This is a genomic window from Kineosporiaceae bacterium, from assembly GCA_016713225.1.
GTDB lineage: Bacteria > Actinomycetota > Actinomycetes > Actinomycetales > Kineosporiaceae > JADJPO01.
The window spans coordinates 132653-156863 of sequence record JADJPO010000004.1 but is presented as its reverse complement, the minus strand read 5'-3'; the positions used below and the strand labels follow the sequence as shown (position 1 = coordinate 156863).

Sequence of the window (24211 nt, the reverse complement as noted above, 5' to 3'; positions counted from 1 at the left end):
AGATCTCTCGGGCGCCAGATGCTCAGAAGGGTGGGTGTTCGCTCTCGGTCCGGATGACTCGTCCGGTGGGGGTGACCCATTGGGTGATGGGTAGTCCGGTGCCGGGGTCGATCAGGGTCGGGGTGAAGCCTCGGTCGCGGAGCCGGTGGTGGTGCTTGCACAGGGGGTGCAGGTTGCACTCGCACGTCGGGCCGCCCTCGGCGTGTGGGGTGCGGTGGTCGACTTCGCAGGTGATGGCGCGGCGTCGGCAGCCGGGGAAGGTGCAGCACTGTTCGCGGGCTTGGACGAGTTCGCGGAGTAGGCCGGTGGCGGTGCGGACCAGGGCGTGGGGTGCCTTGCCGATACCCAACACGGTGCCGTGGGTGGGTGAGCCGGGGGTGTCGTCGGTGATCAGGCAGCGCCAGGTCGCGGTGACGCCCATGCGGTGGAGTCCGGCGAGCAGTTCGCGGATGGCGGATGCGGTGAGTGGTCCGTAGTCGTTGGTCTCGCCGATGCCGTCGCCGCCGAGGACGGCGGACAGGGGCACAGTGATGTGGACGCGGGGTCCGGGTAGCGATGCGAGGGAGTCGGGTGTGAAGGGTTGGGGTGGTCGGCAGCTACCAGACGGCGTCGGCGGGCACCCTGGCCCGGGTGGGCCGGCTGCGGCGGTTGGGGTGCACGTGCCGGTGTGGGTGTCGGGCACGTCGTTGGCCTCGGCCTCTGCCTCGGTGTCGGCGTCGGGCGGGGAGGCGGCGTCTGCCGCCGATGCGGCGTTCGCGTCGGCCTCGGCTTGGGCGTCATCGTCTGCTGCTGCGTCGGAAGGGGACTCGGTCTGTGGCTCTGGCTGGGTTGCAGGTTCGGTGGATGCGCTTCCGGTGCCAGCGCCGGTGCCGGTGCCGGTGTGGGTGCCGGTGATGAGGTCGGTGATGATGTCAGCGCGGACCGCGGCGGTCGGTCGGGGCCGGTCGGGGTCATCCCCGGCGGAGGCGTGGGCGAGCAGGGTCATCTGGATGGCTTCGATGTCGGCGACCGAGGCGATCAACGTCATCCGCCCGGTCCCCGGGCCGGCGGTACGGAAGGCGACCCGGCGGCGTTCGATGTTGTCGGCGATCTGCTCGGCCAGGTCCCGGGGGTCGGCTGTGGCGACCACCCGGTCCAGCCACGCGGCGAGCTGACCCCAGGTCAGGGCGCTCACCTTGACCAGGAGCTGCGGTTCCAGCCGCGAAAGGACCTCGCCGGGTAGGTGGCGGGTCTTGGTGTGGACCATGCGGGCGGTGTCGATGTCGACCTCCCCGGTGGCCAGCAGGTGCCACAGGCCGGGCAGACGGGCAGGCAGTTCCCGCAGGGCGTCCACCCGCGCCGCCACCGTGGTCTCGCCGATCACGCAGGTGGTGGCGGTTTCGGCGATGGCGGCGCGGTAGCCCAGGTCGTGGTCGGGGAACACCGGCTGGGCGTTCACGGGGCTGGCGTGCTCGTCGGCGGCGCCGTTCTCCCACCGGGTGACGAGTTCTTCGGCGGCCACGGTCGCGGCGAGTTTCGCCCAGGTCGCCACCCGGCACCCCGCAGCGGCCAGGTCAGCCACGGCCCGGTCGGGCAGATCGGCCAGGCACCCCAACTCCACCCCCGCGGCGGGGTCGGGCATCGACAGGGCGGCGAGGTCACCGACCGCGGTCTGTACCGCTGCCGCCAACCGGGCACCACCCACACCGGCCAGGGCCGCCACCAACCCACCAGGGGCTGGCTCACCGACGATGCTCACGCCGTCCGGTCCGGGCACGGCGTCCGCGGGGCTCGGCCCACCCGGTGCGCTCACGCGGTCCGGCCGGCGCCCGCTGTCGGCTGCGCCAACGATCGCCGGCGATCGCTCCTCGTCCGATGCGGTCCGGTCTTCCGGTGCGTTCCCGGCAGGCAGTGTGGTCAGGGCACTCACCGGCACCAACCCGGCCAGGTGGGCGCACCGGTCGGTGAGCCGCGCGATCCGGCGGGTGGCCCAGTCCTGTTCCTCGCTCAACCGGTTCACGCGCCGCTCCAGGCGACCACACGCCGTCCGCAGCTCCCCGTCCCGCACCCGCAACAGGGCACACTCCGCGCGCAGCGCAGCGACCTCGTCGGGGTCACCCGACTCGGCGAAGCAGGCCTGCATCACGGACATGGAAACAGTCTAATCGAACATATGTACGATGACAAGAGACGTGAACGGGCGTATTCGGGGCGAATCCTCAGGCGAAGCCGCGGAACGTGCCGTCAGGGTCGGTCGCCCCGGCAAAGTCCTCCCAGTCCATGTTCGCCAGGTTCAGGTTGTTCTCGACAGACCACAGCTCACGGGCGACACAGCGGAACGGGGCTCGGCCGTCCGGGTCGAGATCGATCACCACGATGGGGTGTTCGGCCCCGGTGAGAGCCTGCTGGTCCGCCACGAACAGCACGACGGCGTACTGCTCCGGATCGGCCGCGGCGAGGGCGGCCTCGCGCAACGCCGCCGCCGGGGCGCCGTCCAGGATTCGGTCGTCGACGATCTCGAGGCCGGCGCTGAAGCCTTCGGGGCTCTCGGCCTCAGCGGCGGCTCGGGTCCTGGCCCAGGCCTCGTCGGAGGTGAAGTCCGTGCGCACCAACAGTGAGGACGGCGAACTCGGCAGACTGATCATGTCGGGATCGAATCACACCCTGATGGTGGCTGGGTCGGGTCGGACGCGGAACTGCCGACCGCATCGTGGTGACGGCTCGCCGGTCGGGTCCGGCGCGTGGACCGGCCATCGGGGGCGCCAAAAGGAAACAACCTGCGGCATTGCCGCAGGTTGTCAGGTGGTGCGCCGCCAGGGACTCGAACCCCGAACCCGCTGATTAAGAGTCAGCTGCTCTGCCAGTTGAGCTAGCGGCGCGAACGCGGGATGAGGCTATCAGCGACCGGGCGTGGACATGAAATCCATTGCGGAACGATCACTCGACGGGCGCGCGGAGCCGCTTCGCGGGCACCGTCCGGGCCGTCGCGCGCCCGATTCGCTCCGTTTCCGGAGCGTGACCGCGACGGGCCTGGTGGGCCGTGGTCACGGCCCCTAGGGTGAGGGACATGCGCCCCACAGGCATCACCGTGGCGACGCTGAACCTCTACCTCGGTGCGGACCTGGCCCCCCTGTTCGCCGCCGGTCAGAGCGAGGCGCTCGCCAGTCGGACAGCGACGGTCTGGTCAGCCGTCGAGGCGTCCCGTCCGGCGGAACGCATGACCGCGGCCGCGACTCAACTGGTGCGCTACCTGCCGGACGTCGTGGCATTGCAGGAGGCCGGTCGATGGCAGGCCGGCACCACCGAGCATCCGCGAATCCACGATCTGCTCACGTTCTTCCTCGACGCGCTGGCGGCCCAGGGAACTCCCTACCGCGTTGTCAGCGAGGGTGCCGGGTTCTCGAGCGCCACGATGTCCGCGACCCTGGCCTCGGCCACCGGCCAGTTCGTCGAGCTCTACGACCGCACGGCGATCCTGGTGCGCGACGATCCGGCCGTCCAGGCGAGCAATCCGCAACAGGGGCGGTACCGCGCCGCGTTGCGCGCCGCAGTGTTGGGGCACCCACTGGAGGTCACCCGCGGCTGGTGCGCGGCGGACGTCCAGGTGGGCCGGGTCCGGCTGCACGTGATCAACACCCATCTGGAGTCGTACGACGCCCCCACGCGCATCGCTCAAGCGCACGAACTGGCCACCGAGGTGGTGCACCCGCCGGACACCCGACCCCCGACGATCGTGCTGGGTGACCTGAACTGCCGTCCTCCCCGCTGTCGCCCGGTGCGTGAGACGACGCCGGTCGGGGCCCGTGAGGTGAGCGGCGACGCCTATGAGGTGCTCAGCAGTGTCGGATTGCTGGACGCCTGGACCCGGATGCACCCGAAGGAGCACTGCCTCGGTTTCACCAGCGGGCATGCCGCAGACCTGCGCAACCCGGTGGCCGAGTTCGATCACCGCATCGACTACGTCTTCACCGATGGCTCGATGCGGGTGTGCCACGCTCACGTGACCGGCGACCAACCCGAGGACCGGACGGCGTCCGGGCTGTGGCCCTCGGACCACGGCTTCCTGGTGGTCGGTCTGGAGGTCTGACACCCGGCCCTCGTTGATCAACCGGCCCTCGTTGATCAGCAGTGTGGGGTCCGACTCCTTCGAGTCGGACCCCACACTGCTGTGAACCTGTTCGACCTCAGCGGCTGTCGCTGAACGCGCCACCGCTCTCGGTCAGGATGCTCGCGCGCGCTGCCTCCAGCCGGGCCACCGGCACCCGGAACGGCGAGCAGGACACGTAGTTCATCTCGATCGAGTTGAAGAAGTGGATCGAGTCCGGGTCGCCGCCGTGCTCACCGCAGACGCCCAGGGTCAGGTCGGGCTTGACCTCGCGGGCCTCCCAGCCGGCGACGGCCACGAACCGGCCGACACCACCCACGTCGATGGACTCGAACGGGTTGACCGCGAAGATCCCGGCGTCGAGGTACTGCGGGAAGAACGCCGCCTCGACGTCGTCCCGGCTGAAGCCCCACACCGTCTGGGTGAGGTCGTTGGTACCGAAGGAGAAGAAGTCCGCCTCCTCGGCGATCCGAGCCGCGGTGAGCGCCGCGCGCGGCAGCTCGATCATCGTGCCGATCGGGAAGTGCAGCTCCTGACCGGTCTCGGCCGACACCTCGGCGAGGGTCTTCTCCGAGGCGACCCGGATGTAGACCAGTTCCTCGACCGTGGCGATGAGCGGCACCATGATCTCGGGCTTGGGGTCCTTGCCCTCGCGCCGCAACCGCGCGGCGGCCTCGGCGATGGCCCGCACCTGCAGCTGGAACAACTGCGGCACGACCAGGCCGAGCCGTACCCCGCGGGTGCCGAGCATCGGGTTCTGCTCGTGCAGCCGCTGCACCTGGCGCAGCAGTTCCGCCGCCTGGGGGTCGGGCTTGCCACTCTCTTCGGCGATGGCCACCTTCACCGAGAGCGCGGTGAAGTCGGGCAGGAACTCGTGCAGCGGCGGGTCGAGCAGCCGGATGACCACCGGTAGCCCGTCCATCGCCTCGAAGATCCCGTAGAAGTCGTCGCGCTGCAGCGGGAGCAACTCGTCCAGGGCGGCCTGCTGGTCCTCGGGGGTGTGGGCCAGGATCAACCGCTCGACGACCTGACGACGTTCACCGAGGAACATGTGCTCGGTCCGGCACAGTCCGATGCCGTTGGCGCCGAAGCCTCGGGCACGCGCGGCGTCCTCGGGGGTGTCGGCGTTGGCCCGCACGCCCATCCGGCGGCGGGCGTCGGCGTGATCCATGAGGCGCCGGACGGCGTCCAGCAGCTCGCGCTGCTCGTCGTCGTCGACGTGGACGTCCTCGCCGCGCAGCACCTGGGCCACGGGGGAGGGGGTCACGGTGACCTCACCGATGAAGACCTCGCCGGTGGAGCCGTCGATCGAGATGACATCGCCCTGGGCGAAGGTCTTGCCGTCATCGGTGGACGCCTTGCCGACGGTGGTGTCGACCTCGAGCTGCTCGACGCCGGTCACACAGGTGCGGCCCATGCCGCGGGCCACCACGGCGGCGTGTGAGGTCTTGCCGCCGCGGCTGGTCAGGATGCCTCGCGCGGCGACCATGCCACCGAGGTCGTCGGGGTTGGTCTCGCGGCGCACCAGGATGACGTCCTCGCCGCGGGCTGCCCACTCCACCGCCGTGGCGCTGTCGAAGACCGCCTTGCCGACCGCGGCACCCGGGCTCGCGCCCATACCGGTGGCCATCAGCACGCGGGGAGACTTGGCGTCGAACTGGGGGAACATCAGCTTGGCGAGCTGTGCCCCGCTGACCCGGGTCAGCGCGGTGTCCATGTCGATGACGCCCTCGTCGACCAGCTGGACGGCGATGCGGAACGCCGCGGCCGCCGTCCGCTTGCCGATGCGGGTCTGCAGCATCCAGAGCTTGCCGCGCTCGACGGTGAACTCGATGTCGCACAGGTCCTTGTAGTGCGCCTCGAGCGTGTTCATGATGCGGATCAGCTCGTCGTGCGAGGCCTTGTCGATGTCCTCGAAGTCGTCCAGGCTCAACGTGTTCCGGATCCCGGCGACGACGTCCTCACCCTGGGCCTTGGGCAGGTAGTCACCGTAGGAACCGCGCTTGCCGGACGCCGGGTCGCGGGTGAACGCCACGCCGGTACCGGAGTTCTCGGCCAGGTTGCCGAACACCATGGTCATCACGTTGACCGCAGTGCCCAGGTCGTCGGAGATCTTCTCCTGGCGGCGGTAGAGGCGGGCACGGTCGGTGTTCCACGAGCGGAACACGGCGCGCACGGCCTCACGCAGCTGCTCGACCGGCTCCTGCGGGAACGGCCTGCCGGTCTGCTCGAGGATCACGGCCTTGTACACGTCGACCAGCTCGCGCAGGTCGTCGGCGTCCAGGCCGAGGTCGTTCTTGGTGCCCTTGGCCGCCTTGGCGGCGTCCAGCTTGGACTCGAAGTGCTCGCCCTCGATGCCCAGCACGGTCTTGCCGAACATCTGCAGCAACCGGCGGTAGGAGTCCCAGGCGAAACGGGGGTCGGCGGAGTGGGTCGACAGGCCCTGCACGCTCTCGTCGTTGAGGCCGACGTTGAGCACCGTCTCCATCATGCCGGGCATCGAGAACTTGGCGCCCGATCGGACGGCGAGCAGCAGCGGGTCGTCCTTCTGGCCGAGGGAGCGGCCGAAGAACTGCTCCAGACGTTGCAGGTGCTCGGTGATCTCGGCGTCCAGGCCGGGCGGCTCCTCACCGTTGCGCAGCCAGTAGGTACACGCCTCGGTGCTGATGGTGAAACCGGGCGGCACCGGCAGCCCCAGGTTGCTCATCTCGGCGAGGTTCGCACCCTTGCCGCCGAGCAGGTCCTTCATGTCTCTGTTGCCCTCGGCGAAGTCGTAGACGAACTTCGTCATTGAATGCACACCCCTTTATTCCGAACAGCCCCTTGGTACGGCCCGACGCCGTCAACCCTCCCTGGTGATCCAGGCCACCCTGTAGGACCTAGGTCTAGGCCGAACGACTGTCGCCGGTGACCACTGGCGATCACAACACCGCAACCCGTAACGCAATCCGATTCGGATGTCCGGTTGGCAGACACCAGGCGACGGGGGTGTGTCGAGAACCTTGCCGTGGCCGAACCCGGTCGAGCGTGCCAGTCGGTGCCAGTCAGCGCCGCGGTGCCGCCTCAGGGCGGCCATGGGGTGAGTGACGGGACTTGAACCCGCGACCCTCTGGACCACAACCAGATGCTCTACCAGCTGAGCTACACCCACCATGGCCGAGTGGTGTGCCCGGGTTGCTCGCCCGGGGGGTGTCACCATCGGTCGTGCGGAAGCATACCTTCCCGGATCAGACCTGCGCGCCACGGTATTTGGCAGCCACGGCACGGGCACTGTCGCTGTCGGGACCGGGCGGGGGGACGAACAACACCTCGCGGTAGTACTTGAGCTCGTTGATGCTGTCGCGGATGTCGGCGAGCGCCCGGTGGCCGCCGTTCTTCTCCGGTGAGGCGAAGTACACCCGGGGGAACCACCGGCGAGCGAGCTCCTTGATCGAGGAGACGTCGATGATGCGGTAGTGCAGGTGCTCGTCCAGCTCGGCCATGTCTCGGGCCAGGAAGCCGCGATCGGTCGCCACGGAGTTGCCCGCCAGCGGGGCCTTGCGCGGCTCCGGTACCCAGGTGCGCACGTACTCCATGACCATCGCCTGGGCCTCGTCCAGACCGACGCCGCCGTCCAGGACGTCGAGCAGCCCCGAGGTGGTGTGCATCTGCCGGACGACGTCCTGCATCTGCTGCAGGGCTGCCTCGGGTGGGCGGATCACGATGTCGACGCCGTCACCGAGCACCGACAACTGCGAGTCGGTGACCAGGACGGCGACCTCGATCAACGCGTCGTTGACCAGGTCGAGCCCGGTCATCTCGCAGTCGATCCAGACGATCCGGTCCTGCGACCGCTCACCCGGGCGTGGGCTGCTTGCTGTGGACACGGCCGTCACTCTACGGCGCGCGCGTGGGTACGCGCCGACGTTGATCGTGACTGTTGGTCGCTCACCGGTCGCTTCGCCGCGGCGGGGGGTGCCCGCAAACCCGTCGGGGCGACTAGCCTCGCTCCGATGGCCATGACGACTCCACAGCCGTTCGGTGGTTCGCCGTACCAGCCTGCCGGGCCGGTACCGCCCTCCGGACCACGCGCGCGACCCGCCCGCGCCCGCAGCACGATCGCCCGGGCGGCCGTCATGCTGCTCACGGTCGGCAGCGGGTTGCTCACCATCGCCGCGATCTCGAGCGAGACCGGGTTCACCGGGTTGATCACCGGGCTGGTATTGGCCGCCGTCCCGACCTTCCCGGTGATCGCCACCTTCCTCTGGCTCGATCGCTACGAGGCCGAGCCGACCCACCTGCTGGCCTTCGCCTTCGCCTGGGGGGCCGGGGTGGCGACCTTCGCGGCGCTGCTGATCAACACGGCGTCCGTCAGTGCGATCACCGCAGCCGGCGGCGACCCCACGATGGGGGCGATCGTGGTCGCCCCGCTGACCGAGGAGTTCTTCAAGGGCCTGGCCGTACTGCTCATCCTGCTGGTGCGGCGTCGAGAGTTCGACGGGATCGTCGACGGGATCGTCTATGCCGGGCTGGCCGGTATCGGGTTCGCCTTCGTCGAGAACATCCTCTACCTGGGGCGCACCCTCGGGGACGGCGGCGTGGCCACGGCGGCCGTGTTCGTGCTGCGCTGTGTCGTCTCGCCCTTCGCCCACCCGCTGTTCACGTGTGCCACCGGGATCGGACTGGGGATCGCCTCGCGGACCCGCAACGTGGCGGTGGCGCTCTTCGCGCCGATCCTCGGGTTCGTCGTCGCCGTCGTGCTGCACGGCGCGTGGAACCTGTCGGCCTCGTCGGGATTGAACGGCTTCCTCACCGGCTACGTACTGCTGCAGGTGCCGGTGTTCGTGCTCTTCGGCGTGATGGCCGTGATGGCCCGGCGGCGAGAGGGCCGGCTGATCGAGCGGAATCTGACGGTCTACGCCAGTACCGGCTGGCTCAGTGCGGCCGAGGTGCGCATGCTCGGGTCGCTGGCCGAGCGGCGCCAGGCCCGTGCCTGGGCTCGGGGCATGGGCGGGTCACTGGCCGAGCGGGCGATGGACGAGTTCCAGGATCTGGGCAGTGAGCTGGCGTTTCTGCGCGAACGCATGGTGCGAGGCGCCGGGGCGCCGGATGCTCGGCATCACGAGCTGAGCATGTTGACCACCATGGCCGGGTTGCGCCAGGTGTTCGCGGGACGGCGGGTGTAGCCGGGGGAACAGCAGGCCCGGAGGGACTCGAACCCCCAACCAGCCGGGTAGAAACCGGATGCTCTGTCCATTGAGCTACGGGCCCGTGCGGGTATCGACCCGTCGTCACCCGAGGTGCCACAATCCGGGCGCGTCGTGAACGACAAGTGCGATCGCACCGCTCAGGGTAGCCGTTGGGCGACGGAAGGGTGCCTACCCGCTGCGCCGGGTAGTTGTTTTGGCAAGATGTGCCGCTCAGGGCAGGCTGGAGGTCGACCATGGAGTCGGCGTCGCGATCCGCTGGGGGATCGAGGGCCGAACGAGGGACGGGAGGCAGGGTGGAGCAGCACGTCGGCGCCGCCTACGCGTCGTCCGGTTCAGCCGACTCTGCCGATGCCTCGGCGGGCATGCCGCGGTCGTTGCCCGGGGATCACGACGACCCGCTCGACCTGCTCGAGGCCAGTGAACTGTTGCGCACCGAGCTGGGGGCCTTACGGCTGCCGTTGACCCTGGCCGGCGTCGACCAGGGACGGCGCGAGCGCGACATCCTGATCGCTCAGCTCGACGACTACCTGCTGCCCCGGCTGCGTCGGATGGACGCTCCGGTGCTCGCCGTCGTCGGTGGGTCGACCGGGGCCGGCAAGTCCACCCTGGTCAATTCCCTGGTGCGCCGGGAGGTGACCCGGTCGGGCGTGCTGCGCCCGACCACCCGATCGCCGGTGCTGGTGCATCACCCCTACGACTCCGGGGCGTTCCTGTCCCAGCGGATCCTGCCCGGTCTGGCCCGGGTGACCTCCGAGGCGCCCGAGCCGGCCCAGCCGATCGACGTCGACGCGCCGCGGGCGACCGCCCTGCGGCTGGTGCCGCACGAGGGCATGCCGACCGGGATCGCGATCGTGGATGCCCCCGACATCGACTCGCTGGTCGAGACCAACCGTGAGCTGGCCAAGCAACTCCTGGCCGCTGCCGATCTGTGGATCTTCGTGACCACCGCCGCCCGGTACGCCGATGCCGTCCCGTGGGACATGTTGCGCAAGGCCGTCGAGCGGGGAGTCTCGGTGGCCGTCGTGCTCGACCGGGTGCCGCCGAAAGCCATGCAGGAGGTGCGCTCGCACCTGGCGACGCTGCTGCGCGACCGCGGTCTGGCGACGTCCCCGATGTTCACGATCCCTGAGACCCCGCGCTCGGCCGAGGGATTCCTGCCGCAGGACGTCATTCAGCCCCTGGTGGCCTGGCTGACCCGATTGGCCCGCGACGCACGCAGCCGTGATGTGGTGATCCGGCGCACCCTGGTCGGCGCCTTGGACAGCCTGCGGGATCGGATCCCGACGATCGCCGGGTGTGCCGATGACCAGGTGGCCGCCGATGAGCGGTTGCGCGACGACCTGGACGAGGTCTACACGGCCGCGACCGACGAACTCGAGGAGCGGCTCTGCGACGGCACCCTGATGCGCGGCGAGGTGCTCGCCCGGTGGCAGGAGTTCGTCGGTACCGGTGACCTCTACAAGAGCCTGGACGCCACGGCGTCCCGGCCGCGTGAGGGCGCGGTCGCAGGGGTGCCCGCCCAGCCGATGCCGACCGACCAGTTGGACCAGGCGGTGCAGATCGGCGTCGCCGCGCTCGTCAGGGTGTCCGCCCAGCGCTGCGCGGATCAGGCGGTTCAGCGGTGGCGGGCTCGGCCGGAGGGTGCCTCGCTGCTCGAGGCGGCCGGCGGGGCCTCGATCATCGATCAGCGGCTCGCCTCCGACTTCGATGCGCGCGTCGGTCGCACCCTGCGGGACTGGCATGTGCAGGTGATGGATCTGGTGCGTGACGAGAGCGCCAACAGGCGCGGCGGGGCGCGGGCGATGCCCTTGGGCCTGGACGCTGCGGCGTTGATCGTGATGCTCTCCGTGTTCACGCACGGTGCGCCCGAGAGGGGCATCGGGCATCCCGGGGCCGGGGCGCCCGACGCCGGGGCGAGCTCCGCGGTGGCCCAGCGGGTGCTCGAGGCCGTGTTCGGTGATCAGGCGGTTCGAGCGCTGACCACCAAGGCTCGCGGTGACCTGGTGGCGCGGGCTGCCTCGGTGCTCGACGCCGAGCGCGCGCGGATCGAGAGTTTGCTGGATCGTGCCGAGGTTCGCGACGGGCGTGGTGAGATGCTCAGAGCACTGGCTCTCGCGATCGAGGAGGCACGCTGAGGTGAGGTTGGCCGGACACGTCGGGTCCACGGGAGGTGGCCCCGATCTGGCGACCCGCGCGGAGAGCCTGGAGCAGGCGCTGACCGCCGGTCGTGACCGCCTCGACCCGAAGGCCGTCACCTATGCCCGCGCGGTCATCGATCGCACCGGCGAGCGGCTGCGGCTGGGGCCGCACTTCACCATCGTGGCGCTGGTCGGAGCGACCGGTAGCGGCAAGTCGACGCTGTTCAATGCGCTGGCCGGTATGGATCTGGCCGAGACCGGCGTGCGCCGTCCGACCACCGGGCGCGCCATGGCCTGCGTCTGGGGCGAGGACCATGCCGAGCCGCTGCTCGACTGGCTCGAGGTACCGCGTCGCCACCGCACCCGCCGCGAGACGGTGCTGGACGCCGACCGCGAGTCGGAGTTGCACGGGCTGGTGCTGCTCGACATGCCCGACCATGACTCCACGCAGGTCGCACACCGGCTCGAGGTCGACCGCCTGGTCGAACTGGTCGATCTGCTGGTCTGGGTGGTCGATCCGCAGAAGTACGCCGACGAAGCCTTGCACCACGGCTATCTCAAGCGGTTGGCGAACCATGACGGCGTGATGATCGTGGTGCTCAACCAGATCGACAAGCTGGCCCCGGCCGAGGCCGAGACCTGCAAGCGCGACCTGCGTCGGTTGCTCGACTCCGACGGTCTCGAATCCGTGCGGCTGCTGGTGACCTCGGCGATCGACGGCACGGGCGTCGACGACCTGCGCAAGCTGCTCGCCGAGGTGGTCGACGTCCAGGGTGCCGTGGCCGCGCGGGCGGCCGCCGACATGGACCGGGCGGCACGGCGGTTGATGCAGTCGGTGTCCACCACCGAGCCCGAGGCCAAGGACCTGCACGGTGCCGACGAGTTGGTCGGGGCACTCGCCGAGGCCGCCGGGGTGCCGGCGGTCTTGGACGCCGTGACGACCGACTACCGACGTCAGGCCGGCAAGGCACTGGGTTGGCCGTTCATCCGATGGTGGCGGCGGCTGCGGCCGGATCCGTTGCGACGGTTGGGCTTGGACACCGGCGCCGAGGGAGACCTGCGCCAGTTGGCCTCGGATCCGGTGCCCGAGACCACGCCGTCACAGACGTCGCGGGTGGAGCTGTCGGTGCGCCAGGTGGTCAGTGGGGTCGCCGAGTCGCTGCCGCGCCCGTGGGCCGACAGCGTCCGTTCGGTGGCCACGCGGCCGGAGGCCGACCTGTCGGGTGCGCTCGATCGTTCGGTGGCCGCTGTGGACCTGAGCCTGTCGCGTCCCGGCTGGTGGCTGGCCCTCGGCGTCGGGCAGCTGGTGCTCGCCGCGTTGACCGTCGTCGGGTTCGGGTGGCTGGCGATCCTGGGGCTGCTGGCCTTTCTCGGGGTGGACGGCGTGGACACCCCCTATGCCGCTGGCCTGCCGCTGCCGACCCTGCTGCTGCTCGTCGGGCTGGTCGGTGGAGGGCTGCTGACCCTGGTGGCCTGGCGTGCGACAGCTGTCGGGGCAGTCCGTCATCGCATGGGCGTGGCCGCCCAGATGCGCGAGGCGGTTCAGGACGTCGCCTGGTCGCACGTGATCGCCCCGATCGCCGAGGTGCTCACCGAGCATCGGTCGGTGCGCGAGTCGTTGCAGCGCGCCATCTGACCCCCACCTCGGTGATCATGTAATCCGTGCACACTTTGTGCGCATGTTCGACTGATCACGTCGGCGGTACGCCTCGCGACGTCGGCGTCGTTGCGTGCACAAGTCGGGTGGTTCGTCCCACTGTCCACAGGCTGCGACGGCCCCGTCGCGGCCGGATCTCGTGACCCCCAGGCTGACTCTCGTCCGGCACCGCGCCGGCGTCGAGAGGAGATCGCCATGAAGGAGAATCACGTCAGCCTCAGCGGGTTCGTCGCCACCGATCCGCAGAGTCGCACGGTCAACGGGGACAGCCTGGTGGCGAGCTTCCGGCTCGGCAGCACGCCGCGGCACCTCGACCGCCGTACCGGGGTGTGGGTCGACGGCCGCACCACCTGGGTGACCGTGAAGTGTTGGCGGCAGGTCGCCCGCAACGTGATGGCCTGCCTGGCCAAGGGGTCGCGGGTGATGGTCAGCGGCAAGCTGGTGTCCTCGCAATGGACCACGGCCGACGGCCAGCCGCGCTCGCGGGTGGAGGTGGATGCCGACAGTGTCGCCGTCGACCTCACCTTCGGCACCGTGGACTTCCACAAGGTCGGCTGGTCCGAGCCGAACCATCTCGTCGAGCGACCGGAGGAACACGAGCTGGCCGATCAGGTGGAGCAGGACTCGTTCCCGGCGGAGTTCGCCGGCATCGCCGGCATCAACGGAGCGTTCGGCGGGCACGAGCTGGACGAGGGCCTGGACGAGCACCTGGACGACGGACTGGACGAGCTGGACGACCTCGAGCCGGTCGGGGTCTGAGCGCGCCACCGGCGGTGGGCGAACGAGGTCTGCAGTGGGCCGTGTCGTGCGGCAGGATCTGTCGGATGCACGTCCTCACCGCCGGCGCGCTCGGTCTGGGTCTCGGCGTCGTCGCCGACGCTGTGTTCGGCGATCCTCGGCGGTACCACCCGGTCGCCGGGTTCGGTCGGGTGGCCGCCGGGCTGGAGCGCAGGCTGTACGGCGACAGCCGGGCTCACGGTGTGGCGTTCACCGGTTGTTGCGTCGGCGGAGCGGTCGGGGTGGGGCTGCTCGCCGGGCGGGTGACCCGGCGTCGTCCACTGGCTCGGCTGGCGGTCACGGCGGTGGCCACCTGGGCGGTGGTGGGAGGTACCAGCCTGGCGCGGGAGGGCGAGGTCATGGCGACCTTGATCGGTTCCGATCGGCTCGACGGGCCGGACGGCGCCCGGGCGCGGCTGAGCCATCTGTGTGCCCGGGAGGCCACCGGCCTGTCCGGCGGCGACCTGAGCCGGGCCACCGTCGAGTCGCTCGCCGAGAACGTCTCGGATGCCGTGGTGGCGCCGTTGTTCTGGGGAGTGGTGGCGGGTCCGGCCGGCCTGCTGGGCTACCGCGCCGTCAACACCCTGGACGCCATGGTGGGCTACCGCTCACCCCGGTATCTGCGCTTCGGCTGGGCCGCTGCCCGGCTCGACGATCTGGTCAACCTGGTGCCGGCGCGGCTCAGCGGGGCACTGGTCGCCGGCTGTGCGCCGGTGGTCGGCGGGTCCGCCGGGCGGGCCTGGCGGACCATGCGCCGGGACGCAGCTCGTCACCCCAGCCCCAACGCCGGGTTCCCCGAGGCCGCTGCCGCGGGGGCGTTGGACGTGGAGCTGGGTGGAGCCAACACCTATCACGGCTCCGTCGAACGCCGCCCGGTGCTGGGTGACGGTGGCCGCGACGCGACAGCTGCCGACGTGCAGCGGGTGGTGCGGCTGATCCGGTTCGTCGGGGCGGTCGCGAGTGGATCGGCCGTGGCGGTGGCCGCGGGCCTGGGAAGCTGGAGCCGTGGGCGAGGGAAAACCTGTGAGTGAGCTACCCGGCGATCTGCGCCGGATCGTCGAGGCCGTTGCGCCGGAGGACGCCGCTGCGGTGGCGGCCGGGGTGGCCCGGCAGGCCCGGCTGACCAAGCCACCGGGGGCGTTGGGCGTGCTCGAGGACGTCTCGGTGCAACTGTGTGGCCTGGCCGGCGTATGCCCACCGCCGATGCCGACGCCGGCCGCGGTCGCCGTGTTCGCGGCCGACCACGGCGTCTACGCGCAGGGCGTGACACCCTGGCCGCAAGAGGTCACCGCGCAGATGGTGGCCAACTTCGTCCACGGTGGAGCGGCCGTCTGTGTCCTGGCCGACCAGGCCGGCGCAGAGTTGGTCGTGGTCGATGTCGGGGTGGCCTCCGATCTGCCCCTGGACGATGCTGCCCCACGCGGTCTGCTGCGGCGCCGGGTCCGGGAAGGTACCCGCGACCTGACCGTCGAGGCGGCGATGACCCGCCAGGAGGCGGAGCAGGCGATGCGGGTCGGGGCCGAGGTGGCCGATCAACTCATCGCTGCCGGCGCCCGATGCCTGCTCACCGGTGACATGGGCATCGCCAACACCACGGCGTCCGCGGCGCTCATCGCGGCGTTCACGGGCGCCGACCCCGCACTGGTGACCGGTCGGGGCACCGGCGTGGACGACCGAACCCATGCCCGCAAGATCGAGGTGGTGCAGGCGGGACTGCGACGTCATCAGGAGGTCGTGGCCTGCGCCGGGCAGGACCCGATCGGCGTGCTGGCCGCTCTCGGTGGGCTCGAACACGCGGCGTTGGCCGGGTTCATCCTGGCCGGAGCGGCCCGCCGAGTCCCCGTGATCCTCGACGGGGTCATCGCCGGTGCTGCAGCCCTGGTCGCCCAGGCGCTGGCGCCGGAGGTCGTCGTCGCCTGTATCGCGGGGCACCGCTCGGTGGAGCCCGGCCACTCGGTGGCCCTGGCCCGGCTGGGGTTGCGGCCGCTGGTCGAGCTCGACCTACGGCTGGGCGAGGGCACCGGGGCCGTGCTCGCCCTGCCTCTGGTCGCCGCTGCGGCCCGCATCCTGCGCGACATGGCCACCTTCGCCGATGCCGGGGTCGCGGACGGCGGCCAGGCTGCTGACCGTGGCGGCCAGGCCGAGTCGGCCGAGGGAGCACCGGCGAGCCGATGAGCGGGTACTACCTGTCGGGGCTCGACCTCACCGGCCGCCGGGTGGTGGTGGTCGGCGGCGGCACCGTGGCCCAGCGGCGGCTGCCGTCCCTCATGGCAGCCGGCGCGACGGTCGAACTGATCGCCCCCGCACTCACCCCGACGCTGCAGGGCCTGGCCGGTGACGCGGTGATCACGTGGCAGTCCCGCGGCTACCGTCCCGGCGACCTGGACGGCGCGTGGTACGTGCTGGCACTGACCGATGACCCGGAGGTGAACGCCGCCGTGGCGGCCGACGCGCACACCGCCCGGATCTTCTGTGTTCGCGGCGACGCGGCCGGTGGCGGCACGGCCGTCACTCCGGCCACGGCTGAGGTGCCGGCCGCCGCACCGACTGCAGGGGCGGTCGGCCCGGTGCAGCTGGCGGTGCTCGGTGGCGGCGATCCGCGGCGTGCTGTCGCGCTGCGCGATTCCCTGGCCGAGGCGTTGCGGCAGAACAGGTTCGACCTCACGCCGCAGCGCCGGGCCGGCACGGGCACGGCAGCGTCCGGACGGCTTGCCGGGGTGGCGATCGTCGGTGGGGGGCCGGGTGACCCCGAGCTGATCACGGTGCGCGGACAGCGCCTGGTGGCCGCGGCCGACGTGGTGATCGCCGATCGCTTGGCGCCGCAGCAGTTGCTGGCCGACCTCGGCCCGCACGTCGAGGTGATCGATGCGGCCAAGCTGCCCCGGGGTCGCGCCATGGCCCAGGAGCGCATCAACCAGATCATGGTCGAGCGCGCAGCGGCCGGCGCGTTCGTCGTCCGGCTCAAGGGCGGCGATCCGTTCGTGTTCGGCCGCGGCAGCGAGGAGGTCGATGCTTGCGTTCAGGCCGGGGTCCCTGTGACCGTGGTCCCGGGGGTGACCAGCGCCTTGTCGGTGCCGGCGTTGGCGGGCATCCCGCTGACTCACCGAGGCCTGGCCCACGAGGCGGTGATCGTCTCGGGGCACCTGGCGCCCGGGGCAGCGGGCAGCAAGGTCGATTGGGCCGTGTTGGCCCAGCTACGCGGCACCCTGCTGGTGCTGATGGGGGTGGAGCACCTGGCCGAGATCGTCGCCGCCCTGCTCACCCACGGCCGGGACGCCGCCACGCCGGTCGCGATCGTGCAGGACGGTTCGCTTCCGGGGCAGCGGGCGATCCGGGCGACGCTCGACCGGATCGTCGCGGTCGCCGAGGCCGAGGGGGTCAGGGCGCCGGCCGTGATCGTGGTCGGAGCTGTCGCGGCGCTGGGGGCACCGTCCCGAACCGATCAGTCGCCGGCGAGCCACACCGCGGCATCGCCCGGTAGCTGAGCCCCCTCGACCACGACGTCCCATTCCCCGCCGGTGGCCAGCGGCAGGGGTGCGCTCGCCAGCAACACCCGTGCGCCGGCCAGCTCGGCCGGCAGGTCGCTCGGCTCGCTGCCGACGTTGACCACGCAGGCGAAGACCGATGCCGCCGAACCGCTCGAGGCTGCGGCACCGCTCCGGCCGTGCCGACGGAACGCCACCAGGTTCTCGGCCTCATCGCCGGCCGGGTCCCACCAGGTCAGCGCGCGGCCGCCTGCGGCGGTGGGAGTGCCCGCGCCGAGGTAACCGGCGGCGACGAGGTCGCGGCGCCGTCGCAACGCCGTCCGGTAGAAGGTGAGCATGGAGGCCGGGTCGTCCCGCTGCACCTGCGCCGACAACCCGTCCGGGCCGGCCCACTCGGCGGGCTGCGGCAGCCAGCCCGGCGCCGTCCCGAAGCCCAGCGACGGCCCGTCCGCGGTCCAGGGCAGTGGCACCCGGCACCCGTCGCGGCCGCGTTCGGCACCGTTCGAGCGCAACCAGACCGGGTCCTGACGCAGCTCGGCGGGTAGGTCGTCGACCTCCTCCAGGCCGAGTTCCTCGCCCTGGTACAGGTACACCCCGCCCGGCAGGGCCAGCTCGAGCAGCAGGGCCGCGCGGGCCCGCCGCCGGCCCAGGGCCAGGTCGCTCGCCTCGGTGTCGTGGCCGTGCAACGGGTCCGTGGCCCGATGCGCACTGGCCCGGCCCAGTCGGGTGACGTGCCGGGTGATGTCGTGATTCGACAGCACCCACATCACCGGGGCGCCGACGGTGTCGTGGGCGGCCAGGCTGGACGTCGCGGTGCGCCGCAGCGACTCGGCGTTCCACGGCGCCATCACGAAGTCGAAGTCGAAGGCGGTGTGCAGCTCGTCGGGGCGCAGGTAGTGGGCCAACCGGTGTGGCGAGGTGACCCAGGCCTCGGCGACGAAGATCGGCGCACCACCGGGCCGGTCGGCGAAGCTCTCGGCCACGGCGCGCCAGCCGCGGTAGACCTCGTGGACGCCGGGGCGGTCCCAGTGCGGGTGGTCGGTGCGGTCCGCGGCGTTCAGCAGGTGGGGTGCTCGGTCGTCGTGCGTCGCCTGCCCGGGCTCGGGCACCGTGCTGCGACCGTCGAGGTTCGGCAGCGCCGGGTCCTTGATCAACCCGTGCGCCACGTCGATGCGGAACCCATCTGCCCCGCGATCGAACCAGAACCGCAAGATGTCCTCGAACTCGGCCCGTACCACCGGGTTGTCCCAGTTGAGGTCGGGCTGCTTGGTGTCGAACAGGTGCAGGTACCACTGCGCCGGCTCGCCCGGACGGCGCGCAGCGTCGTCCACCTTCTGCCAGGCGCTCCCGCCGAACACCGAGAGCCAGTCGTTCGGTGGCGTGGCGCCGTCCGGGCCGGTGCCGTCGCGAAAGATGTACCGCTCGCGCTCGGGTGAGCCGGGGGGCGAGGCCAACGCCTCGACGAACCACGGGTGCTCGTCGGAGCTGTGGTTGGGCACGATGTCGAGCAGCACCCGCAGGCCCCGGTCGTGAGCCTCGGCGATCAGCGCCTCGGCGTCGTCCCGGGTGCCGAAGATCGGCTCGATGTCGCGGTAGTCCGACACGTCGTACCCGGCGTCCGCCTGGGGTGAGGGGTACCACGGGTTGATCCACAGTGCATCGACCCCGAGGTCGGCCAGGTAGTCCAATCGCGAACGGATGCCGGCGATGTCACCCATGCCGTCGCCGTCGCCGTCGGCGAAGCTGCGGATGTACACCTGGTAGGTGACGGCGTGGCGCCACCAATCGGTGGCGGTGGACGTGGTGGTGGGCTGCAGCGCAGCGGTGGTGGACGACACGAGGAAATACTCTACGACTCGTCGACTCGCGTCGACTGAGAACCCGAGAACTCGTGGTGATCAGGCAATCCGTGCACGCGTGCGCCGGCCGTTCGAGGCCGTGCACGGGCACGGCCTACATGATCACGAGGGGTGGGCGAGGGACTCCACGGCTGCGCCGAGGCGCGGCAGGGCCGCCTCGACCATGCCCTGAGCCTTGGGCCGCAAGGAGTTGTAGATCTTCGCGATGGTGGCGTGCTCCGGCTTGTTCGCGCGCTTGTCGGTGACGTTCAGCAGCGCATCAGCGGCCTCGGCGCCGCGACCGGACAGATAGGCGCCGAACGGCTGCCCGCCGCGAGCGGCCCAGAACGGGTCGAGGGCGTCGGCGAAGTCGGGCAGCATGTAGTCGACGGCCTTGAACACGATGTCGGACTTGATCGCCGTGACCGCCTTGAACGCCGTCTTGAGGGCCACGCCGCTGATGCCCGATCGGTCACGCACCTCGCTCTCGACCACGCCGGCCAGGGCCTCCACCGCCTGCGGTCGTCGGGCGGGGTCGGTGAGCACCAGGGGCAGGGAGGTCATCGTCGAGATCCTTTTCGGTACCGGTGACTGGTTCGTCCGAGGGCGACCCTAGCCGCGCCATCGGCGGCCGGGGGCCGGAATGCCGACGGTGTACTACCCGGTGACCCGCCGGGGCGGCTCAGGCTTCTGCGGGCCGGGCGCGGGTAACGTCGAACAGATGGCGGGGACCGAGGCGGTTGATGACGTGGACGAGGGTGCGAGGCGCGACGCCGCGAACGGTGTCCTGCTGCGCGCTCGGGGCCTGACCAAGCGCTTCGGTGACTTCACCGCCGTCGACGGCATCGACGTCGAGGTTCGCGCCGGCGAGTCGTTCGGCTTTCTCGGCCCCAACGGCGCGGGCAAGTCCTCGACCATGAAGATGATCGGTTGCGTCTCGCCGGTCACCGCGGGTGAACTGCGCATCTTCGGGCTGGACCCGGCCACCGATGGCGCCGCGATCCGTGCCCGGCTGGGCGTCTGCCCGCAAGAGGACATGCTGGACGGCGAGTTGACCGTCGAGGAGAACCTCTGGATCTACGGGCGCTACTTCGGCCTGAGCCGGCGCGAGGCCAAGGAACGCGCCGTCCAGCTGCTCGACTTCGCCCAGCTCACCGAACGCCGCGCCGACAAGGTCGAGCCGCTCTCGGGCGGCATGAAGCGCCGGCTCACGATCGCCCGATCGCTGATCAGCAAACCCGACCTGCTGCTGCTCGACGAGCCCACCACCGGCCTCGACCCGCAGGCCCGGCACCTGTTGTGGGACAGGCTGTTCCGGCTCAAACGCCAAGGCGTCACGCTGATCGTGACCACCCACTACATGGACGAGGCCGAGCAACTGTGCGACCGGCTGGTGGTGATGGACGGCGGGCGGATCGCCGACGAGGGCTCGCCGCGCGAGCTGATCGAGCGACACTGCAGCCGCGAGGTGCTCGAGCTGCGCTTCGATGTCGAGCTGGACGCCGCAGCGGCGGATGCCGGTGCCGGCGCGGCACCGGACTCACCGACCATCGCCGCTCGGCTGGTCGACATCGGTGACCGGGTCGAGGTGCTGCCCGACCGGGTGCTGGTCTACGCCGAGGACGGTGAGGCGGCGCTGGCCACGGTGCACGCGCGCGGCGTCCGGCCGGTGTCCTCGCTGGTGCGCCGGGCCAGCCTGGAGGACGTCTTCCTGCACCTGACCGGCCGAAGCCTGGCCGACTGATGGCACCGAACCTGCTCGCCACGCCGGCCGATCGCGCCGAGGCGATCGCGTACGCCCGGGTGCGTGGTCGGCATCTGGCGGTGGTGCTGGAGTTCTTCTGGGTGGTCTACCGGCGGACCTGGCGGGGCAGCATCATCGGCCGGTTCCTGTTGCCGCTGATGTTCCTCGGTTCGATGGGGCTGGGGCTGGGCGCGCTGGTCGACTCCTCCTCGGGTGGGGTGAACGGGGTGCCGTACCTGCGCTTCGTCGTCCCGGCGCTGATCGCGAACCAGGCGATGTGGGTGGCCATGGGGGAGTCGACCTACCAGGTCATGACCTACATCATGTGGAACAAGATGTACCGGGCCATGCTCGCCACCCCGCTGAGCGTGGCCGACGTCCTGGTCGGTCACCTCGCGGCCGTGGCCGGCCATCTGACCCTCGCCTCGGTGATCTTCATCGGGGTGTGCGCCGGGTTCGGGGCGGTGAGTGGCTGGGGACTGGTGGTCTGCCTGCCGGTGGCGGTGCTCACCGGGCTGGCGTTCGCGGTGCCGTTGTTCGCCTTCACCGCCACGCAGGAATCCGATGCGGCGATGAGCGTGCTGTTCCGGCTGGTGGTGACGCCGCTGATGCTGTTCTCGGGCACGTTCTTCCCGATCACCAGCCTGCCGGGGTTCCTGCAGCCGCTGGCGTGGGCGACGCCGTTGTGGCACGGCGTCGAACTGTGCCGCGGCGCGGTGATCGGTGGCCTCGGCGCGGGGAGCGCACTGGCTCACCTCGCCGTCCTGCTGCTCTATGTGGGGCTCGGCGGCTGGGCGGCGCTGCGCACCTTCACCCGTCGGTTGGCGCCGTGATGCTCTCGCTGGCGCTGCGACCCGCGCTGCGGCGGGCGTTCGACCCGGGACTGGCCGCCAGGGTGGTCGAGCGCAACGTTCTCGCCTATCGGCGCATGTGGGTCGCCTTCGCGACCGGATTCGCCGAACCGGTGCTCTACCTGTTCTCGCTCGGTCTCGGGGTGGGTGCGCTGGTGCACAGCGTGAGGCTGGACGGCGGGGCGCAGGTGCCGTACGCCACGTTCGTCGCGCCGGCGCTGCTGGCGTCCTCGGCGATGAACGGGGCGGTGTTCGACAGCACGTACAACGTGTTCTTCAAGCTGAGGTACGCCAAGACCTACCAGGCGATGCTGGCCACCCCGATCGGGGTGCGCGACGTCGCCCTGGGTGAGATCGCGTGGTCGCTGATCCGGGGCGGGATCTACTCGGCGGCGTTCCTGCTCGTCGCGGCGCTGATCGGCGCGGTCGACTCGTGGTGGGCGCTGGCCGCGCTGCCCGCGGCGGTGTTCATCGCGTGGGCGTTCGCGGCGGTCGGCATGTTCGCCACCACGTTCATGCGCTCGTTCCTCGACTTCGACTACATCACGCTGGCGATCCAGCCCATGTTCCTGTTCTCGGCGACGTTCTTCCCGCTGAGCACCTACCCCGAATCCCTGCGCTGGCTGGTGCAGGCGACGCCGCTCTATCACGGGGTGGCGTTGGAACGGGCGCTCATGCTGGGCGAGGTCGGCTGGGGCATCCTCGGTCACCTGGTCTACCTGGGTGCGCTCGGCCTGGTCGGGCTGTACGGGGTCTCGCGGCGGCTGTCGAAGCTGCTGTTGAGCTGACTACCCACGGCATCCGCGATGGTGATCAGGTTGAAGATCACGTTGAGGGAATGTGGACGGCGACAAGATCACGTTGAGGGAATCGTGTGGTCGAAGGTGACGCAATCCTTCACCGTGATCTTCAACGTGATCATGCCTGACGGGGCATGTCGGGCTGGGTGCCACGGTGATCGGTCGGCAATGGCCCTCTCTCACACGGCCCGGTCATGGCCCCGTCATGGCCCGGTCATGGTCCGGACGTCGAGCGCGGCGTCCAGCTGCTCGGCCGTCAGGTCACCGCGGTCGAGGAACCCCAGCTCCGTCACCGCCTCACGCAGCGTCGTCCCGTGGGCCACGGCGTGGTGGGCGATCCGGGCGGCGGCCTCGTAACCGATCAGCGGGTTCAGCGCGGTGACCAGCGCGGGGGAGGATTCGGCGTAGCGCAGGCAGCGCGCGGCGTCCGTGGTGATGCCGCTGACGCAGCGGTCGGCCAGCAGTCGGACGGCGTTGGTCAGAGTGTCCATCGACTCCAGCAGGGCATGGGCCATCACCGGCATCATCACGGTCAGCTCGAACGCGCCGCTCGCCCCGGCCCAGGCGATCGTGGCGTCGTTGCCGATCACCCGGGCACAGACCTGCAGCACGGCCTCGGGGACGACAGGGTTCACCTTGCCCGGCATGATCGAGGACCCCGGTTGCAGGTCGGGCAGCTGGATCTCGGCGAGCCCGGCGGTGGGTCCGGAGGCCTTCCAGCGCAGGTCGTTGCAGATCTTCGTCAGGCTCACCGCGATGGTGCGCAACACGCCGGAGGCCTCGACCAGGCTGTCGCGGGCGCTCTGAGCCTCGAAGGCATTGCGCGCCCGGGTGATCGGCAGATCGGTGCGTTCGGTGATCATCGCGAGGGCGGTCTCGGCGAAGCCGGCCGGGGCGTTGAGCCCGGTGCCCACGGCGGTACCGCCCAGGGGTACCTCGGCCAGACGGGGCAGCGCGTCGTCCAGCCGTTCGACGCCGCGCCGCAGTTGGGCGGCGTACCCGCCGAACTCCTGGCCCACCGTGACCGGCGTGGCGTCCATCAGGTGGGTGCGCCCGGCGGTGACCACATCGTCGGCCCGCGCCGCGGCGTCCTCGAAGACCGCGGCCAGATGCGCCAGCGCGGGGCGCAGGTCGCGGACCACGAGCCGGGTCGCGGCCAGGTGGATCGCCGTCGGGAAGACGTCATTGCTCGACTGGCTCGCGTTGACGTGGTCGTTCGGGTGCACCGGCTCGCCGAGCCGGGCCGAGGCCAGGCGGGCGATCACCTCGTTGGCATTCATGTTCGAGGAGGTGCCCGACCCGGTCTGGAACACGTCCACCGGGAAGTGCGCGTCGTGCGCGCCACCCGCCACCTCGAGGGCGGCACTCTCGATCGCGATCGTGATCGCCGGGTCCACCACGTCGAGCTCGCGGTTGGCGGTCGCCGCCGCGGCCTTGACCGTGCCCAGTGCCCAGATCATCGAGCGGCTGAGCCGCAACCCGCTGATCGGGAAGTTGTCCACCGCGCGCTGGGTCTGCGCGCCGTACAAGGCGCCGGCCGGCACCGACACCTCGCCCATGCTGTCGCGTTCGGTCCGGCGGGCGTTGCGGTCCGGTCCGTCGAGGGGATGCTCGACGTCGTGTTCGTGCTCGCTCATGCCTCAGCGTG

Annotated in this window: 18 protein-coding genes and 3 tRNA genes; 11 read left to right on the top strand and 10 right to left on the bottom strand. The window is 70.9% G+C overall.

All coding sequences use genetic code 11. The features are described from left to right. Nucleotides 1-22: 22 nt before the first annotated feature. The 3 genes from IPK24_17280 to IPK24_17270 all read right to left on the bottom strand — a co-directional run bounded on the left by IPK24_17280 (nucleotide 23) and on the right by IPK24_17270 (nucleotide 2858). The gene (locus IPK24_17280) at nucleotides 23-2131 is read right to left on the bottom strand and encodes an HNH endonuclease (protein ID MBK8077267.1); all 2109 of its coding nucleotides are present in this window, start codon (nucleotides 2129-2131) and stop codon (nucleotides 23-25) included. Between the two features lie 67 nt (nucleotides 2132-2198). Beyond that, nucleotides 2199-2624 (bottom strand): hypothetical protein, encoded by a 426-nt coding sequence (locus tag IPK24_17275; GenBank protein MBK8077266.1) that lies wholly within the window; start codon nucleotides 2622-2624, stop codon nucleotides 2199-2201. A gap of 158 nt (nucleotides 2625-2782) precedes the next feature. After that, nucleotides 2783-2858, bottom strand: a tRNA-Lys gene (locus tag IPK24_17270). Between the two features lie 188 nt (nucleotides 2859-3046). Between IPK24_17270 and IPK24_17265 the strand changes: the two genes are divergently transcribed. Beyond that, on the top strand, nucleotides 3047-4066 hold the full coding sequence (locus IPK24_17265; protein ID MBK8077265.1) for an endonuclease/exonuclease/phosphatase family protein: 1020 nt from the start codon (nucleotides 3047-3049) through the stop codon (nucleotides 4064-4066). Between the two features lie 97 nt (nucleotides 4067-4163). On the opposite strand, the gene IPK24_17260 is transcribed toward IPK24_17265, so the two are convergent. The 3 genes from IPK24_17260 to orn all read right to left on the bottom strand — a co-directional run bounded on the left by IPK24_17260 (nucleotide 4164) and on the right by orn (nucleotide 7881). Then, nucleotides 4164-6875: a pyruvate, phosphate dikinase gene (locus IPK24_17260; protein MBK8077264.1), complete on the bottom strand. Its 2712-nt coding sequence runs from the start codon at nucleotides 6873-6875 to the stop codon at nucleotides 4164-4166. 284 nt (nucleotides 6876-7159) lie between these two features. Then, nucleotides 7160-7235: transfer RNA gene (locus IPK24_17255), tRNA-His, on the bottom strand. A 76-nt stretch (nucleotides 7236-7311) separates the two neighbouring features. Next, the gene (gene orn, locus IPK24_17250; protein MBK8077263.1) at nucleotides 7312-7881 is read right to left on the bottom strand and encodes an oligoribonuclease; all 570 of its coding nucleotides are present in this window, start codon (nucleotides 7879-7881) and stop codon (nucleotides 7312-7314) included. A gap of 195 nt (nucleotides 7882-8076) precedes the next feature. Here orn and IPK24_17245 point away from each other — a divergent pair, with 195 nt between their 5' ends. Beyond that, nucleotides 8077-9249: a PrsW family intramembrane metalloprotease gene (locus IPK24_17245; protein ID MBK8077262.1), complete on the top strand. Its 1173-nt coding sequence runs from the start codon at nucleotides 8077-8079 to the stop codon at nucleotides 9247-9249. A 12-nt stretch (nucleotides 9250-9261) separates the two neighbouring features. Here the strand turns inward: IPK24_17245 and IPK24_17240 are convergent. Continuing rightward, nucleotides 9262-9334: transfer RNA gene (locus IPK24_17240), tRNA-Arg, on the bottom strand. A 232-nt stretch (nucleotides 9335-9566) separates the two neighbouring features. Between IPK24_17240 and IPK24_17235 the strand changes: the two genes are divergently transcribed. The 6 genes from IPK24_17235 to cobA all read left to right on the top strand — a co-directional run bounded on the left by IPK24_17235 (nucleotide 9567) and on the right by cobA (nucleotide 17330). Further along, nucleotides 9567-11408: a dynamin family protein gene (locus tag IPK24_17235; GenBank protein ID MBK8077261.1), complete on the top strand. Its 1842-nt coding sequence runs from the start codon at nucleotides 9567-9569 to the stop codon at nucleotides 11406-11408. Between the two features lies 1 nt (nucleotide 11409). Next, the gene (locus tag IPK24_17230) at nucleotides 11410-13047 is read left to right on the top strand and encodes a 50S ribosome-binding GTPase (GenBank protein MBK8077260.1); all 1638 of its coding nucleotides are present in this window, start codon (nucleotides 11410-11412) and stop codon (nucleotides 13045-13047) included. A 216-nt stretch (nucleotides 13048-13263) separates the two neighbouring features. Further along, nucleotides 13264-13827, top strand: coding sequence for a single-stranded DNA-binding protein (locus IPK24_17225; protein MBK8077259.1), 564 nt, complete (start codon nucleotides 13264-13266; stop codon nucleotides 13825-13827). 65 nt (nucleotides 13828-13892) lie between these two features. Continuing rightward, on the top strand, nucleotides 13893-14876 hold the full coding sequence (locus IPK24_17220; GenBank protein ID MBK8077258.1) for a cobalamin biosynthesis protein: 984 nt from the start codon (nucleotides 13893-13895) through the stop codon (nucleotides 14874-14876). Then, the gene (cobT, locus tag IPK24_17215) at nucleotides 14806-16020 is read left to right on the top strand and encodes a nicotinate-nucleotide--dimethylbenzimidazole phosphoribosyltransferase (GenBank protein MBK8077257.1); all 1215 of its coding nucleotides are present in this window, start codon (nucleotides 14806-14808) and stop codon (nucleotides 16018-16020) included. The genes IPK24_17220 and cobT overlap by 71 nt, the downstream gene beginning before the upstream one ends. Further along, nucleotides 16017-17330 carry a uroporphyrinogen-III C-methyltransferase gene (cobA, locus tag IPK24_17210; protein ID MBK8077256.1) on the top strand — a complete coding sequence of 438 codons (1314 nt, stop codon included), beginning with the start codon at nucleotides 16017-16019 and terminating at the stop codon, nucleotides 17328-17330. The genes cobT and cobA overlap by 4 nt, the downstream gene beginning before the upstream one ends. Here the strand turns inward: cobA and IPK24_17205 are convergent. Together IPK24_17205 and IPK24_17200 are read right to left on the bottom strand one after the other, a co-directional pair. Then, a complete protein-coding gene (locus IPK24_17205; GenBank protein ID MBK8077255.1) occupies nucleotides 17288-19048 on the bottom strand; it encodes a glycoside hydrolase family 13 protein in 1761 nt (586 codons plus the stop codon). The genes cobA and IPK24_17205 overlap by 43 nt on opposite strands. A gap of 243 nt (nucleotides 19049-19291) precedes the next feature. Beyond that, nucleotides 19292-19732 (bottom strand): hypothetical protein, encoded by a 441-nt coding sequence (locus tag IPK24_17200; protein MBK8077254.1) that lies wholly within the window; start codon nucleotides 19730-19732, stop codon nucleotides 19292-19294. Nucleotides 19733-19889: 157 nt separating this feature from the next. On the opposite strand from IPK24_17200, the gene IPK24_17195 reads away from it, so the two are divergent. Genes IPK24_17195 through IPK24_17185 form a run of 3 tightly spaced genes read left to right on the top strand, consistent with a single transcriptional unit; the run spans nucleotide 19890 to nucleotide 22551 of the window. Continuing rightward, nucleotides 19890-20912, top strand: coding sequence for an ABC transporter ATP-binding protein (locus IPK24_17195; protein ID MBK8077253.1), 1023 nt, complete (start codon nucleotides 19890-19892; stop codon nucleotides 20910-20912). Next, entirely contained in the window at nucleotides 20912-21745 is an 834-nt protein-coding gene (locus IPK24_17190) for an ABC transporter permease (GenBank protein MBK8077252.1), read from the top strand. The genes IPK24_17195 and IPK24_17190 overlap by 1 nt, the downstream gene beginning before the upstream one ends. Continuing rightward, nucleotides 21745-22551 (top strand): ABC transporter permease, encoded by an 807-nt coding sequence (locus tag IPK24_17185; protein ID MBK8077251.1) that lies wholly within the window; start codon nucleotides 21745-21747, stop codon nucleotides 22549-22551. The genes IPK24_17190 and IPK24_17185 overlap by 1 nt, the downstream gene beginning before the upstream one ends. A 215-nt stretch (nucleotides 22552-22766) precedes the next feature. On the opposite strand, the gene IPK24_17180 is transcribed toward IPK24_17185, so the two are convergent. Further along, nucleotides 22767-24200 (bottom strand): class II fumarate hydratase, encoded by a 1434-nt coding sequence (locus IPK24_17180; protein ID MBK8077250.1) that lies wholly within the window; start codon nucleotides 24198-24200, stop codon nucleotides 22767-22769. Nucleotides 24201-24211 lie beyond the last annotated feature (11 nt).

Bases quoted from the DNA above. Each gene is read 5' to 3' on its own strand.
- IPK24_17280 (MBK8077267.1), bottom strand. From the start codon at position 2,131: ATGTCCGTGATGCAGGCCTGCTTCGCCGAGTCGGGTGACCCCGACGAG.
- IPK24_17275 (MBK8077266.1), bottom strand. From the start codon at position 2,624: ATGATCAGTCTGCCGAGTTCGCCGTCCTCACTGTTGGTGCGCACGGAC.
- IPK24_17265 (MBK8077265.1), top strand. From the start codon at position 3,047: ATGCGCCCCACAGGCATCACCGTGGCGACGCTGAACCTCTACCTCGGT.
- IPK24_17260 (MBK8077264.1), bottom strand. From the start codon at position 6,875: ATGACGAAGTTCGTCTACGACTTCGCCGAGGGCAACAGAGACATGAAG.
- orn (MBK8077263.1), bottom strand. From the start codon at position 7,881: ATGACCGGGCTCGACCTGGTCAACGACGCGTTGATCGAGGTCGCCGTC.
- IPK24_17245 (MBK8077262.1), top strand. From the start codon at position 8,077: ATGGCCATGACGACTCCACAGCCGTTCGGTGGTTCGCCGTACCAGCCT.
- IPK24_17225 (MBK8077259.1), top strand. From the start codon at position 13,264: ATGAAGGAGAATCACGTCAGCCTCAGCGGGTTCGTCGCCACCGATCCG.
- IPK24_17220 (MBK8077258.1), top strand. From the start codon at position 13,893: ATGCACGTCCTCACCGCCGGCGCGCTCGGTCTGGGTCTCGGCGTCGTC.
- cobA (MBK8077256.1), top strand. From the start codon at position 16,017: ATGAGCGGGTACTACCTGTCGGGGCTCGACCTCACCGGCCGCCGGGTG.
- IPK24_17205 (MBK8077255.1), bottom strand. From the start codon at position 19,048: ATGGGTGACATCGCCGGCATCCGTTCGCGATTGGACTACCTGGCCGAC.
- IPK24_17200 (MBK8077254.1), bottom strand. From the start codon at position 19,732: ATGACCTCCCTGCCCCTGGTGCTCACCGACCCCGCCCGACGACCGCAG.
- IPK24_17195 (MBK8077253.1), top strand. From the start codon at position 19,890: ATGGCGGGGACCGAGGCGGTTGATGACGTGGACGAGGGTGCGAGGCGC.
- IPK24_17190 (MBK8077252.1), top strand. From the start codon at position 20,912: ATGGCACCGAACCTGCTCGCCACGCCGGCCGATCGCGCCGAGGCGATC.
- IPK24_17185 (MBK8077251.1), top strand. From the start codon at position 21,745: ATGCTCTCGCTGGCGCTGCGACCCGCGCTGCGGCGGGCGTTCGACCCG.
- IPK24_17180 (MBK8077250.1), bottom strand. From the start codon at position 24,200: ATGAGCGAGCACGAACACGACGTCGAGCATCCCCTCGACGGACCGGAC.